The organism is Rhodoferax sp. P2_H8_2 (assembly GCF_056403235.1).
Genome location: NZ_JBFUFW010000006.1, coordinates 126,099 through 140,172 on the forward strand (window position 1 = coordinate 126,099; position 14,074 = coordinate 140,172).

General features: G+C 60.5%; 9 protein-coding genes. 4 read left to right on the top strand and 5 right to left on the bottom strand.

All coding sequences use genetic code 11. The features are described from left to right. Positions 1-2: 2 nt before the first annotated feature. The gene (locus tag AC1DV6_RS12560) at positions 3-725 is read left to right on the top strand and encodes an ABC transporter ATP-binding protein (RefSeq protein WP_477977806.1); all 723 of its coding nucleotides are present in this window, start codon (positions 3-5) and stop codon (positions 723-725) included. A gap of 292 nt (positions 726-1,017) precedes the next feature. On the opposite strand, the gene AC1DV6_RS12565 is transcribed toward AC1DV6_RS12560, so the two are convergent. From AC1DV6_RS12565 to AC1DV6_RS12575, 3 genes are read right to left on the bottom strand one after another with little or no spacing between them, the layout of a single operon-like run. After that, a complete protein-coding gene (locus tag AC1DV6_RS12565; protein WP_477977807.1) occupies positions 1,018-3,615 on the bottom strand; it encodes a [protein-PII] uridylyltransferase in 2,598 nt (865 codons plus the stop codon). 10 nt (positions 3,616-3,625) lie between these two features. Next, entirely contained in the window at positions 3,626-4,435 is an 810-nt protein-coding gene (gene map, locus AC1DV6_RS12570) for a type I methionyl aminopeptidase (protein WP_477977808.1), read from the bottom strand. A 41-nt stretch (positions 4,436-4,476) separates the two neighbouring features. Next, the gene (locus AC1DV6_RS12575) at positions 4,477-5,031 is read right to left on the bottom strand and encodes a response regulator (protein ID WP_477977809.1); all 555 of its coding nucleotides are present in this window, start codon (positions 5,029-5,031) and stop codon (positions 4,477-4,479) included. Positions 5,032-5,190: 159 nt separating this feature from the next. Between AC1DV6_RS12575 and purL the strand changes: the two genes are divergently transcribed. Continuing rightward, a complete protein-coding gene (gene purL, locus AC1DV6_RS12580; protein WP_477977810.1) occupies positions 5,191-9,216 on the top strand; it encodes a phosphoribosylformylglycinamidine synthase in 4,026 nt (1,341 codons plus the stop codon). Between the two features lie 18 nt (positions 9,217-9,234). Here purL and AC1DV6_RS12585 read toward each other — a convergent pair whose 3' ends face one another. Then, positions 9,235-9,726: a cyclic nucleotide-binding domain-containing protein gene (locus AC1DV6_RS12585; protein ID WP_477977811.1), complete on the bottom strand. Its 492-nt coding sequence runs from the start codon at positions 9,724-9,726 to the stop codon at positions 9,235-9,237. A 269-nt stretch (positions 9,727-9,995) separates the two neighbouring features. On the opposite strand from AC1DV6_RS12585, the gene AC1DV6_RS12590 reads away from it, so the two are divergent. After that, positions 9,996-10,724, top strand: a complete 729-nt coding sequence (locus AC1DV6_RS12590) for an energy transducer TonB (RefSeq protein WP_477977812.1) — start codon at positions 9,996-9,998, stop codon at positions 10,722-10,724. A gap of 47 nt (positions 10,725-10,771) precedes the next feature. On the opposite strand, the gene AC1DV6_RS12595 is transcribed toward AC1DV6_RS12590, so the two are convergent. Continuing rightward, positions 10,772-13,099 (bottom strand): TonB-dependent receptor plug domain-containing protein, encoded by a 2,328-nt coding sequence (locus AC1DV6_RS12595; protein ID WP_477977813.1) that lies wholly within the window; start codon positions 13,097-13,099, stop codon positions 10,772-10,774. A gap of 98 nt (positions 13,100-13,197) precedes the next feature. Between AC1DV6_RS12595 and AC1DV6_RS12600 the strand changes: the two genes are divergently transcribed. Continuing rightward, a complete protein-coding gene (locus AC1DV6_RS12600; RefSeq protein WP_477977814.1) occupies positions 13,198-13,962 on the top strand; it encodes an acetyltransferase domain-containing protein in 765 nt (254 codons plus the stop codon). Positions 13,963-14,074 lie beyond the last annotated feature (112 nt).

Consider the following 14,074-nt stretch of genomic DNA (forward strand, 5'->3'; position numbering starts at 1 on the left):
CCATGTTGCAAATCAAGAATCTCGAAGCCGGTTACGGCAAGGTGCAGGTACTGCACGGTATTTCGCTGGACGTGCCCAAGGGCAAAGTGGTCACGCTGATCGGCTCCAACGGCGCCGGTAAGACCACGACGATGCGCGCCATCTCCGGAATGATCAAGCCCACCGCCGGTGAAATCACACTGCAGGGCAAGCGTGTGGATGGCTTGGAGTCGTACACCATTGCCAAGTTGGGCCTGGCCCATTCGCCCGAAGGACGGCGCGTGTTTGCCACGATGTCCGTCACCGACAACCTGACCCTCGGCGCCTTCCCTCGGTTGACCGGCAGCCGCCCCAAAGGCGATGTGGCAGGTGATCTGGAGCGGGCGATGGAATTGTTTCCGCGCCTGAAAGAACGCCGCAATCAGTTGGCTGGCACCTTGTCTGGCGGCGAGCAGCAAATGCTGGCGATGGCACGCGCGGTGATGTTGAACCCAGACATCGTGCTGCTGGACGAGCCCTCCATGGGCTTGGCGCCGATTCTGGTGGAAGAAGTCTTCCGCATCATTGCCGACTTAAAGTCACGTGGTGTGACGATGTTGCTGGTGGAGCAGTTTGCTGCTGCCGCACTCAAGGTTGCGGACTATGGCTATGTGCTGGAGAACGGAAACATCTCTGTGCACGGTGACGCCGAGAAGCTGCGTAACGATCCGGCTGTTAGGGCTGCGTATCTCGGCGGCGGGCACTAGAGTCCGTTTTTCGTAACGACCTTTTGTACCTGCCGGGGTTGGGTATGCCTCAGGGCCTCATGCTATTCGCTGCGCGACTAGAAAATCGGCTCTGAGGCATACCCAGCCCCAGCGAGTTGAAATGGTGCGGGCACCAAAGGTTTTTTAGTCAGAACAACCGCTCAGGCTCGGGTCGGTGTGCCTTGGCCCCAGTAGCCGATTTCCTGTTCGCGAAGAGAACAGCATGAGGCCACCGGGGCCAAGGCACGCTGACCCGCAAATACCAAGGAAGTTCTAGAGCAGGACCAAAGACTCAAGCCGCAAGCGCACTCAGCAATTCAGTTTCAATCTCGATCTGCGCCCGGTTCTGCTGTAGCTGCTCGCCCTGGATCAGGAAGGTGTCATCAACGCGCTCGCCCAGCGTGGCCACTTTGGCCATTTGTACTGCAATCTTGTGCTGAGCCAGGATGCGTGCCACGGAGTACAGCAAACCCACCCTGTCGCTGGCCGAGATGTTGAGCAGCCAGCGCTGCGCCTTTTCGTCCGGACGCAGGATGATGCGTGGTGCAATCGGGAAGCTCTTCACGCGGCGTGACACGCGGCCGCGGCTCGGCGGTGGCAGCGGCCCGGCTTTGGCAATCGCCTGGCTCAAGCCGTTCTCCAGCAGGCTGGTGATTTCACGGTAGTGGTCTTCCATCTCGGTGCCGCCGACCACTTGGAACGTATCCAGCGCATACCCTGTGTTGCTGGTGTGGATGTGGGCATCCTGAATGCTGAAGGCACCTTGGTCGAAGTAACCGCAGATACGGGCAAACAAGTCAGGCTGGTCTCGGGTGTACACCAGGACCTGCAGGCCCTCACCGACCGGGGAGCGGCGTGCCCGAACGATAGGCAAATCGGTTTTCACATGGCGTGACAGTTGTTTGGTGTGCCAGGCAATGTCGGACGCATCGTGACGCATGAAGTAGCTGACATCCAGTGTGTCCCACAGCGGTTTGTGCGCTTCAAAGGGCAGGGAATACAGCGCGACCTGCACTAGCGCTTCGCGTTTGCGCGCTTCGACATCTGCATCGGGGTCGGGCGCACGCCCACCCAGCACGCGGCTGGTGTATCTGTACAGGTCTTCCAGCAGCTTGCCTTTCCAAGCATTCCAGACTTTGGGCGAGGTGCCGCGGATATCGGCCACCGTCAACAGGTAAAGCGCCGTGAGCTGGCGTTCGTTTTTTACGCGTTTGGCAAAGTCGGCGATGACCTTGGGGTCGCTAAGGTCTGACTTCTGTGCAATGCGACTCATCGAGAGGTGTTCACCAACCAGAAACTCGATCAGTTCGCTGTCTTCCTGCGCGATGTCGTGCTGGCGGCAAAAGCGACGCACTTCGGCGCGGCCCAGGTCAGAGTGGTCACCGCCACGGCCTTTGGCGATGTCGTGGAAGATTGCTGCGATGTACAGGATCCACGGCTTGTCCCAGCCCGCGGCGAGTTGTGAACAAAACGGGTATTCGTGCGCGTGTTCGACGATGAAGAAGCGGCGCATATTGCGCAGCACCATCAGGATGTGCTGGTCCACCGTGTAGACATGGAACAGGTCGTGCTGCATCTGGCCGACGATGCGCCTAAACACCCACAGGTAGCGTCCCAATACCGAGGTCTGGTTCATCAGGCGCAGCGCGTGGGTGATGCCTTCCGTCTGCATCAGCATCTTGCGGAAGGTTGCACGATTTACCGGGTCGGCGCGGAACTTCGCGTCCATCAGATCGCGTGCGTTGTACAGCGCGCGCAACGTGCGTGCCGACAGACCCTTCACGCCTATCGTGGTCTGGTAAATCAGGAAGGTTTCCAGAATCGCGTGCGGGTTACGGCGGTACAGGTCATCGCTGACCACGTCAATGGTGCCCGCTTTTTCGTTGAAGTTTTCGTTGATGGGACGGGGTGCGTGGGTCGATGGGTTCAGCCGCTCCGCGATGTTCATCAACAGAATCTGGTTGAGCTGGGTGACCGCCTTGGCCGCCCAGTAATAGCGCTTCATCAGCAGTTCGCTGGCGCGAACCAGTGAACGCCTGTCGCCATCGACATTCTTCGTCACATATCCGAATGACTCGGCCACCGCGTTCTGCATGTCGAAGATCAGGCGGTCTTCCCGGCGCCCGGCGATCACGTGTAGACGCGAGCGGATATGAAACAGCAGGGTCTCATTGCGTTGGATTTGCCGCACCTCAAAGGGCGTTGCCAATCCGTTCTTCGCCAGTGCCGTCCAGTCGCCTCCGTAGCCTGCCGCCTTCGCCACCCAAAGAATCACTTGCAGGTCGCGCAAGCCGCCAGGCGACTCCTTGCAATTGGGTTCCAGCGAGTAGGGCGTGTCTTCGAATTTGGTATGCCGCTGGCGCATTTCCAGCGTCTTGGCGACGAAGAACGCCTTGGGGTCCATCGCGGCAAAAAATGCCTTTTGGAAATCATCTACCAGCGCTGCATTGCCCGTGATCAGGCGGCACTCCAGCAGAGAGGTTTGCACCGTGACATCTTTTTCCGCCTCGGCCAGACAATCATGCAGCGTGCGCACGCTGGAGCCAATCTCGAGCCCCAGATCCCAGCAGGCGCCGATGAAGGTTTCAACGCGACCTTTTAGTGCACTGTCGGATTCCAGAGCACGGTCATCAGGCAGAAGGACCAGTACGTCGACATCGCTGTGGGGAAAGAGTTCGCCGCGTCCGTAGCCACCCACCGCCAACAAGGCCAAGGGCTCCTGCAAACCACTGTGGTGCCACAGCTCTGTCAGCAAGCCATCGGTCAGATCGGACAGGCTGCGCAAAGCCCTGCGAACCTGCGTGCCTGTGGTCGCGGGCTTGCCTATGGATTGGAGGACCAGTGCTTTCTGGGCGCGGTAGCCGGTGCGAAGCGCCTGCAAATCGGCCATGCAGTGCGCCTTATGCAGTGACGAACGCAGGAGTGGGCGGGCTGCCGGCCGACAGGGTCAACACCTCGTAGCCGGTCGGTGTGACCAGTACCGTGTGTTCCCACTGTGCCGACAGCGAGTGGTCTTTGGTGACAATGGTCCAGCCGTCTTTCTCCGGGCCTTCCTTGATCTCTTTTTTGCCGGCGTTGATCATCGGCTCGATCGTGAAGGTCATGCCTTCAACCAGTTTTTCCAGCGTGCCCGGGCGGCCATAGTGCAGCACCTGCGGCTCTTCGTGAAAGATCTGGCCAATGCCGTGGCCACAAAATTCACGCACCACGCTAAAGCCATTGCCTTCGGCAAATTTCTGGATTGCATGACCGATGTCACCCAGGTGGATACCGGGCTTGACCATTTTGATGCCGTGCCACATCGCGTCATAGGTGATGGCGCTCAGGCGCTTGGCGGCGATGGAGACCTCGCCCACCGCGAACATGCGGCTGGTGTCGCCGTGCCAGCCGTCCTTGATGACGGTCACGTCGATATTGACGACGTCACCCTTCTTCAGGGGCTTGTCATTCGGGATGCCATGGCAGACTTGGTGGTTGACCGAGGTGCAGATGGATTTGGGGTAGGGCACGCTGCCGCCACCGGTGTAGTTCAGGGGTGCGGGAATGCCGCCTTGTACGCCCGTGATGTAGTCGTAGGCCAGTTTGTCCAGCGCATTGGTGGTGACGCCGGGTTTGACGAAAGGGGTCAGGTAGTCCAGAACTTCGGAGGCGAGCTTTCCGGCCACGCGCATTCCGGCAATGCCTTGTGCGTCTTTGTAGGTGATGGTCATGCCCCGATTATCCCAGACCCGCCCGCTACCCGCAGGCGTCCTCAAGGGGACAGCGAGGCAGGCTGTGTCATGGGCGCACGGCGGCGCGGAATGTGCTCGTTGTCCAGCAGGTGTTCCATGCGGCTAAACACCTCCATACGCGAAAAAGGTTTTTTCATGAAGTCGTCCGCACCGATGGCGCTACCGAAGAACTGCTCGGTGGCCTGTTCGTTGCCGCTGATCATAATGACCGGAATGTCACGTGTCAGCGGGTTGCGCCGCAGCACCCGAAGTGCCGAAAACCCATTCATCTTGGGCAATACGATGTCCAGAAAGACAAGGTCCGGGCGGTCCGCCAGGATCATCTCCAGGCCTTCTTCCGCACTGGACGCCATGCGCACACGCAGGCCTATGGATTGCAATATCTTGCGCAGTGCGGCGCAGACGGTGGCCGAGTCATCGATCACCACCACCCGCAGGTCGCCACGGGCGTTCAGACGGGGATGCTGCCTTCGCTCGGGCAGCTTGCCCGTAGGGTCGACGATGGGCAACGGCTCCGAGGGTGTCGGCGCGTCGGGTGCCCCAAAAATGCCACGAAATTTATTGAAAAGTTCCACTGAGATCGAGCCAGAGTACAAAGGTCTGCAGGCTGAACATGGATTTTCCGCCTTTTGCGACGGGGCGGATAGCCCGGAAGCGACCGTCCAGCCAGTTAAAATTGCCGCTCACCCATCCAGCCCCGCCGGGCGACGCTTCATCTTTCCTAGGCCACCACTGTGACCCTGCACATTTCCATCTTCGAGGGCAGCAACGCCCTGAGCAATTTCCGTGTCCAGCAACTGTTGCCCGCCATGCAGGGGGTGAGCGACAAGATCATCGGTATTTCGGCCCGATTCGTGCACCTGGTGGCGACCGACACACCGCTGGACAAGCCTTTGGCCGACAAATTGGCCGCGTTGCTGACCTATGGCGACCCCTATACCGGCCTCACCGAGGGCCCGGCGATTGTGGTCAGCCCGCGTTTCGGTACGGTGAGCCCCTGGGCCTCCAAGGCGACCGACATTGCGCACAACTGCGGTCTGAACGTCAAGCGCGTCGAGCGGTTGGTCGAGTACCGCGCCACGCTGAAGAGCGGTTTGCTGGTGAAGGCGGTGCTGAGTGTGGAGCAGTTGCAGCAGATTGCCGACTTGCTGCACGACCGCATGACCGAAAGCGCGATGCTGGACCGCAGCCAGGCCAAAGAACTGTTCAACGCCTTGCAACCTGCGCCCATGGACCATGTGGATGTGCTGGGCGGTGGCAAGGATGCCCTGGTCAAGGCCAACACCCAGTTCGGGCTGGCGCTGGCAGCTGACGAGATTGATTACCTGGTCAACGCTTTCACGACACTGGGCCGCAACCCGACCGACGTGGAGCTGATGATGTTCGCGCAGGCCAACAGCGAACATTGCCGCCACAAGATTTTCAATGCCGAGTTCACGATTGACGGCGTCGCGCAGGACAAGAGCATGTTCGGCATGATCCGCAACACGCACCAACTGGCGCCGCAGTACATGCTGGTAGCGTACTCGGACAACGCATCTGTGATGGAAGGCGTGCAGGTTGAGCGTTTCACTGCCAAATCGGCCTCTGAGGCAGGCGGAGTGTGCGTAGCCAGCTATCAAAAGAGTAGCGAGACCAACCACATCCTGATGAAGGTGGAAACCCACAACCACCCCACGGCCATCTCTCCATTCCCCGGCGCCTCCACCGGTGCAGGCGGCGAGATCCGCGACGAGGGCGCCACGGGTCGTGGCTCCAAGCCCAAAGCGGGTCTGACCGGTTTTACCGTCTCCAAGCTCTGGGGCAGCACCATGGGCAAGCCCGAGCACATCGCCAGCCCGCTGCAGATCATGGTCGAAGGTCCTTTGGGCGGCGCGGCCTTCAACAATGAATTTGGCCGACCCAACTTGTTGGGCTACTTCCGCGAATACGAACAGACCGTAGCCAGCGATGTGGACACCGTCGCGCGTGGCTACCACAAGCCCATCATGATCGCGGGCGGCCTCGGCATCATCGATGCGGGCCAGACCCACAAGATTGAATTTCCCGCCGGCAGCCTGCTGATCCAGCTGGGCGGCCCCGGCATGCGCATCGGCATGGGCGGCAGCGCCGCGAGTTCCATGGCGACCGGTGCGAACGCGGCCGAGCTGGACTTTGACTCGGTGCAGCGCGGCAACCCGGAGATCGAGCGCCGTGCGCAGGAGGTGATTAACCAGTGTTGGATGCAGGGTGACAAGAATCCCATCCTGGCGATCCACGACGTGGGCGCGGGCGGTTTGTCCAACGCATTTCCCGAGCTGACCAACGACGCCGGCCGTGGTGCGCGTTTCGATTTGCGCGCCGTGAAGCTCGAAGAGTCCGGCATGGCACCCAAGGAAATCTGGTGCAATGAGAGCCAGGAACGTTATGTGATGGCCATCGCCCCCGAGTCGCTGGCGCAGTTCACAGCGCTGTGTGAGCGCGAGCGTTGCCCGTTTGCTGTCATCGGTGTGGCGACTGAAGAACGCCAGTTGCAATTGCTCGACGAAGGAAAAGAATCTCCCGTCGATATGCCGATGAATGTGCTGCTGGGTAAGCCGCCCAAGATGCACCGCGATGTGAAGACCGTCGCCCGCACTTTCAAGCCGCTGGACCTGACCGGCGTGGACATCCAGAAGGCCGTCATCGACGTGCTTGCGCACCCGACCGTCGCCTCCAAACGCTTCCTGATCACTATTGGTGACCGCACCGTCGGTGGCCTAACGCACCGCGACCAGATGGTTGGCCCCTGGCAGGTGCCAGTGGCCGACTGCGCCGTCACGCTGGCCGACTTCAAGGGCTTTGCGGGTGAAGCCATGTCCATGGGCGAACGCACACCGCTGGCGGCGCTGGATGCGCCCGCGTCGGGCCGCATGGCTGTAGCCGAGGCGATTACCAATTTGCTGGCCGCACCTATCGAGCTGCCGCGCGTCAAGTTGTCCGCCAACTGGATGGCGGCTTGCGGCGAGCCGGGCGAAGACGCGGCGCTGTACGCCACGGTCAAGGCGGTGGGAATGGAGCTGTGCCCGGCGTTGGGCATCAGCATTCCGGTCGGCAAGGATTCGCTATCCATGCGCACGCAATGGAAAGCCAATGGCGCCGATAAGAAAGTCACCTCCCCGGTATCGCTGATCGTCAGCGGCTTTGCGACGCTGGCCGATGTGCGCAGCACCTTCACGCCCCAACTGAACGCTGAAGAAGACACCACCCTCGTGCTCGTCGATCTGGGCCACGGCAAGAACCGCATGGCGACCAGCATCCTGGCGCAGACGCTGGACCAGGTGGGCGATTCCGTCCCCGATCTGGAAGACCCGCAGGATCTGGTCAACCTCGTGGAAGCGGTGAACTACCTGCGCGGCAAGGGAATGGTCTTGGCGTACCACGACCGAAGCGACGGCGGCCTGTTGGCGACCGTGGCCGAGATGGCCTTTGCAGGCAAGGTGGGCGTATCGCTGAATGTCGACATGCTGGTCACCGAAGGTGATGGCATCAGCGACAGCCGCATGGACGTGGGCGACAGCAAGAACTGGGCAGGGCAGGTGGGTGCCCGCCGTGAAGAGCTCACGCTCAAGGCCCTGTTCAGCGAAGAGCTGGGCGTTGTGCTGCAGGTGCGCACGTTGGAGCGCGGTGACGTGATGCAAGTGCTGCGCGCGCATGGTCTTTCGCAACACAGCCATTTCATCGGCAAGACCCGGCCCGCGTCGAGCAAGCTCGAAGGCGGCAAAGGCGAGCTGCAAGTCTGGCGCGATGCCAAGAGCATCTTCAGCGCCAAGCTGTCTGACCTGCATCAGGTCTGGGACGCGGTGAGTTGGAAGATTGCGCAGCAGCGTGACAACCCGGCCTGTGCTGACTCCGAGCACGCCGCAGTCGGGGCTGTGAATGATCCCGGGTTGCACATTTACCTGCCAAATCAGGCCGCAGAGCTTATGGAACGTGCGCAAGCAGCTACGAAAAATGTAGCGCCTGCCATTCTGAAAAACCGCCCAAAGGTGGCCGTTCTGCGCGAGCAGGGCGTCAACTCGCATGTGGAAATGGCTTACGCGTTCTCAGAATCGGGCTTCGAAGCCTACGACGTGCACATGACCGATCTGCAGACCGGCCGCGCGAAGCTTGCGGACTTCAAGGGCGTCGTCGCCTGTGGCGGCTTCTCGTATGGCGACACACTGGGTGCCGGTATCGGCTGGGCGCGTTCTGTCACGTTCAATGACGTGCTGTCCGACGAGTTCAAGGCCTTCTTTGCCCGCCAGGACACGTTTGGCCTGGGCGTGTGCAACGGCTGCCAGATGTTTGCCGAGCTGGCCGACATCATTCCTGGCGCACAAGACTGGCCGCGCTTCACGACCAACCAGAGCGAGCGCTTCGAGGCGCGCTTGTCGATGGTCGAAGTGCTGGAGTCACCTTCGCTGTTTTTCAAGGATTTGGCTGGCATGCGCCTGCCCATCGCCGTGGCGCACGGCGAAGGCTTTGCGAACTTCAAATACCGCGGCAATGCGGACAAGGCCATCGCCGCGATGCGCTATGTGGACAACAGCGGCGCGGCTACCGAGGCCTATCCGTTCAACCCGAACGGCAGCCCGGGTGGTCTGACCGCTGTGACGACGGCCGACGGCCGCTTCACCGCGATGATGCCGCACCCGGAGCGCGTGTTCCGCAATGTGCAGATGAGTTGGACGAACCTGGACAAGAACGCGCATAGCCCGTGGATGCAGCTGTGGCATAACGCCCGCAAGTGGGTTGGCTAGCAGCCCGCTGAACTGGGGTCAGGTGATCGCCAGACGCCGGGTCAGGTCGGACATGCGCGCGGACAGCACGGCGCCCAAGGCGAGGGTGAGGGCCAGCGCGACACTGGGGTGCTCGTGGGACAGGTCGTTGAAGTGGGCAGGGTCCAGCTCCCACAGCTTGCAGTCGCTATAGACGGAGACCGAGGCATTGCGGCTTGCGTGGGAGAAGAAATTGCCTTCACCTACCACAGTGCCCGGGCCGAGGATGGCCAGGTGGATCAGCCCGGCGCTGGTTTTCATGTCCACTTTCAGGTCGCCAGATTCCACGAAAAACAGTTTGCGGTCGCGGTCTCCCTGGGAAATCAATAAGTGGCCGCGTTCCAGTGTCAGAGGCCTGACGTATTGAGCCAACACGCTCCATCGGTATGGCTCCAGAAAATGGGCCAGGGTACCGTCCTCTGCGTTGCGGGCAATTGCCGCAATCAGGGCACTCACATCGTATTCCGAACCGACCGCGTTTTCGCTTGGCATGGTGGCTTCCAGATGGTGGCTGAAGTGCGAATCAGTGTAGGCGATGTGACAAATTGCACAAGAGGGTTAGCACCGGGCGCGCATTTCTGCGCGCTTTACCAAGATATCGCTCCAAATTCGGGGAAAATTCTGTTTTTAGGAACGCTGTTTCTGTAACAATTCGGCACGTTTCGTGCTCTTGAAAAAGGCTTGCACTTGACCCCGGCCCATTTTGGGGCGTGGCCGCAGTATTGATGTATTTAGTTTGGGTGATTTGGGAGAGAGTTTCAATGGAGAGATTTGCACAGAATGCGTTGGACAATGGTCGCCAGGCGACCCGCGGCGTATGGGTGGCGGGTTGGACTTTATTTCTGTCGCAAGCGTCGGGGCTTGCGCTGGCACAAACACCACCGCCAGCAAAGACAGACGGCGATATCAAGACTCCTTATCTGGACAACTACACCCCGAGCGAAGAAGTAAAGCGCCGTGCCATGGGCCCGCTGCGCATCATCAAGCAGATGGGAGACCAGAAGAAACCGGCTGCTGCACCGGCACCTGCTCCGACACCCGCACCAGTTGCCAGCCCAGCCCCTGCCGCGGCACCTAAGCCCAGGGTAGAAGAGACATCCGTTAGAGCCGAGAAGAAATCCCCTTCGGTTGAAACGCCTGCACCGCCGCCGCCTGCCGTTGTGGCTGCTCCAGCAACTGCGCCTGTAACTACTCCTGTTGCGCCTCCGCCTGAGCCCCCCAAGGTGGCCAAGCAAGTAAACCTCGAGTTGATCCCTATTCGGCAGGATCCACCTATCTACAACCGCACCCTGATGCGGGATTCTGTCAACGCGCTTGTAAAGGTTGCGTTTGACGTCAATCCGGATGGCAGCACGTCTGGCATTCAGGTGACGTCCAGCAATAATCGGCGTTTGAACTCTTCAGCCACCGACGCTGTAGCAAAGTGGAAATTCCGGCCCATCGACGAGGTGGTGCGGGTCGAAGTCGATATCTCGTTCTCGATGGACTAATGAAAAAAAGGCCCCAAGGGCCTTTTTTCTTGTCCGCCCTTTTCCGGCTACAGCTTCATCTCAAATCGCACCTGCACCATCGTGGCCGTTGGTGCGGTATTGATGTTGCTCACGCGCATGGCTTGACCCTGCGCATTCGTTGTCAGCAGCGTGCCGGATGACACGTAGTCACGTGGCGTCAGATTGCTGGCCGAGATGCGCATCTGATAACCCGGGGCGAACACCCACAGGCCGTAGGCTTCGATCTGCAGCTTGTCGGGCTGTGTCGAGGTCTGGTCGTCGCTGATCTGTGTCGTGTAGGCCGGCGTGTAGTTGATGTTGCCGCCAATCGTCAGCGGTGATTTGGCAAGCTTGTAGTCGGCGCCCAGATTCAGCGTGCCGTCGGGCTGTTCGGTCAGGCGGTTGTTAGGGCCATTGATGCCGTCTACCTGAGAGCGGAACAGGCTGGCGTTGGCACGGATGTCGACCTTGGGTGCATCCGCAATCATGTCGCTCAGGCGGAACTTGGCTTCCAATTCGATGCCTTGAGTCGTCGCGTCGCCAATATTGCGCGGACGTGAGACCCAGCGCGGCACATCGGCCCAGGACACAGTTTCCAGCGCTGTCTGGTTGCGGATCAGGTTGTTGATCTGGCGGTAGAACACATTGGCGCTGAGCAGGCCGCCTTCGACATAGTGCTCAAACGCGACGTCCAGACCGCTGGCCAGTTCTGGCATCAAATCCGGGTTGCCGGCGCGGTCGGCGTACAGCTCGGTGTTGGCACCGCGGCCCAGGTAGTTGGAATTGATGGTCGGTCGTGCGATCAGGTTGCCCAGATCAGGGGAGCGGTAACTGCGCGTCAGGCTGAAGCGCACCTGGTCGCGGCTCTTCGGGTCGAACTTCCAGACCGCATGCAGCAAGGGCGTCAGCACGCTGCTGGTGTTGGCCACTTGCTGGTCGCCAGAGGCCGAGCCTTCGGTGCGGATGCCTTCCCAGCGAATGCCAGCGTGCGCGGCCCATTCCTTGCTGAGATTCCATTCGTCCTGTGCGTACAGCGCGATGCGCGTGCTGCTGGCGCTCAGGTTGCCGTCCAGGTCGTCCAGCGAGGCGGCATCCACCACACCGACTGTCGTTGCCGTTTCTTCGCGGCGGTTTTGCTCCACTTCAGCGCCGGTCACTAGGCTGTGGTCGTTGCCCAGGCCTACGCTCCACTTCGCCGTGCTGGTCAAACTGGTGTCCTGCTTTTGCGAGCGTGTGTCCAAGCTCGTGGTCTGGCCGGGCTGGGTGCCGAAGTTCTGGCGCAGGCTGTGGGCGTCCAGCAGTACCTTGCCGATGCCGCCGCTCCAATTGAAGCTGCCACCGCTTTCCAGCTGGTGCGTCCATTGGCCGTTCAGGCGCAGCATCGCGTTCTGGCTGTCAGAGCCCGTCTGGCTGCGGTCGTATGGCCCCTGACCATCCGTCTGAGTCAATTTGGAGCTGGAGTCGCTATAGCCCTTGGACAGCACGATCATCGGTGTCAGCACCAGACTGTCACCATTGGCGCTGCGCCATTGCAGCCGGGTGTTGGCATGCAGGCCATCGCGCAGACCGCTCGAGCTGGTGTTGACATTCTGTGTGTACTGCGCGCCGGTCACCAGGTTTTCGCCGACCTGTACGCTGGAGCCATCGTTCTCGCGCTTGCCATGAAAGCCGGACACCGAGATGTTGTACGTCATGTCATCCAGTGTGTCGTTGCGGCTCCAGGTGAAGCCTGGCATCACATTGTTGTTCTCCGCGCCCACGCCCAGCCGCAGGTCGTTAACCTTGCGCATGTAGCCACCGCGGGTGATGATGTTGATGGTGCCGGCAATCGCCCGCGCGCCGGTTTCGGCAGTCGGTGCACGCAGGATTTCAATGCGCTCGATCTGCTCCGGCGCCAGGTCATCCAGTGAGAAGCCAGGCGCCATGCGCTGGCCGTCGATCATGATCTGGGTGTAACCGCCACCCAATCCGCGCATGCGCGGCGGGCCGCCGCGCCCCGGGCGTCCAGGGGATGTAATGCCGGGCAGGCGCTTGAGCAATTCGCTCATCGTGCTGTCGCCGTATTTCTCAATTTCGTCACGACCCACGATGATCTTGGCCGCAGTGGATTGGCGACGCTGGTCGGTTTCGGTCTGGGTTTTTCCAACGACTTCAACAGGCTTCAGCGTATCTTTTTCTTGCTTTGCGGCCGGTGCACGCTGTGGCGTCGCGGCAGGCTTGGCGGGCGTGGTAACTTCAGCGCTCGGTTCGACTGGCGCAGTTTGCGCAATGGCCGCCATGGGTAGCACCAGCGCGCACAGCAGTTGGAAAGACAATGGCGCCAGTGCAAACGGAGGCACGAGGCGAGGGCGGAGGGAGTGCGAGGTCGAAGACATGGCGCGATTATCCCGGCGATGCATGCCATTGCCTCAGGCTTGCGCGGCAACTTCATCAGCTTTTACGCTACCTTCACACATTTGACTAAAGGACAACAGTGGGTAAGCAGGCAATCAGCAGTTCGACAACCCGGCTGGGCAGCGTAGACATCGCGCGCGGCCTCGCGATGGTGTGGATGACCATTTACCACTTCTCGTTCGATCTGAACCAGGCGCGCTATATCCAGCAGGATTTCTATGCCGACCCGGTCTGGACCTGGCAGCGCACCGGCATCCTGAGCCTTTTTCTGCTGTGCGCCGGTGCGGGCCAGGCGCTGGCCTTGCACAACGGGCAAAGCTGGCCGCATTTCTGGCGTCGCTGGCTGCAGATTGCGGGGTGTGCAGCCTTGGTCAGCCTGGGGAGCTTCGTAATGTTTCCAGGCAGTTTCATCTACTTCGGTGTGCTACAGGGCATGGCGGTGATGCTGGTGATTGCGCGCTTGACGGCAGGGTGGGGACGCTGGTTATGGCCGTTGGGCCTGCTCGTGATTGCTATGAAATTCGTAGCTGCTTACGCAATATCTGCGGGCGTTACAGGCACTTTTGAGCATGTACTTAATGGACGCTGGCTGAACTGGCTGGGCATGGTGAGCCAGCTTCCGGTTACCGAGGACTATGTGCCGCTGGTGCCGTGGATGGGGGTGATGTGGTGGGGTATGGCGGGCACGCAGTGGTGGCTCGCACGTTCCAAATCTCCTCCTCCAAAGGTCGCTGATGGTGCCAATCCGCTGGCGTTTTTGGGGCGGTGGAGTTTGAGTTATTACATGTTGCATCAGCCGGTGATGCTTGCCGTTTTGGCTGCCTGGACTGTTGCCTTTCGGTAAGTTTTAGGCACTTCCTTTGTGTGCGCTGGTCAGTGTGCCTTGCTCCCGGTGGCCTCATGCTGTTCTCTTCGCGAACAAGAAATCGGCTACCTGGAGCAAGGCACACTGACCC

Bases quoted from the DNA above. Each gene is read 5' to 3' on its own strand.
- AC1DV6_RS12595 (WP_477977813.1), bottom strand. From the start codon at position 13,099: ATGTCTTCGACCTCGCACTCCCTCCGCCCTCGCCTCGTGCCTCCGTTT.
- AC1DV6_RS12565 (WP_477977807.1), bottom strand. From the start codon at position 3,615: ATGGCCGATTTGCAGGCGCTTCGCACCGGCTACCGCGCCCAGAAAGCA.
- AC1DV6_RS12590 (WP_477977812.1), top strand. From the start codon at position 9,996: ATGGAGAGATTTGCACAGAATGCGTTGGACAATGGTCGCCAGGCGACC.
- AC1DV6_RS12560 (WP_477977806.1), top strand. From the start codon at position 3: ATGTTGCAAATCAAGAATCTCGAAGCCGGTTACGGCAAGGTGCAGGTA.
- map (WP_477977808.1), bottom strand. From the start codon at position 4,435: ATGACCATCACCTACAAAGACGCACAAGGCATTGCCGGAATGCGCGTG.
- AC1DV6_RS12585 (WP_477977811.1), bottom strand. From the start codon at position 9,726: ATGCCAAGCGAAAACGCGGTCGGTTCGGAATACGATGTGAGTGCCCTG.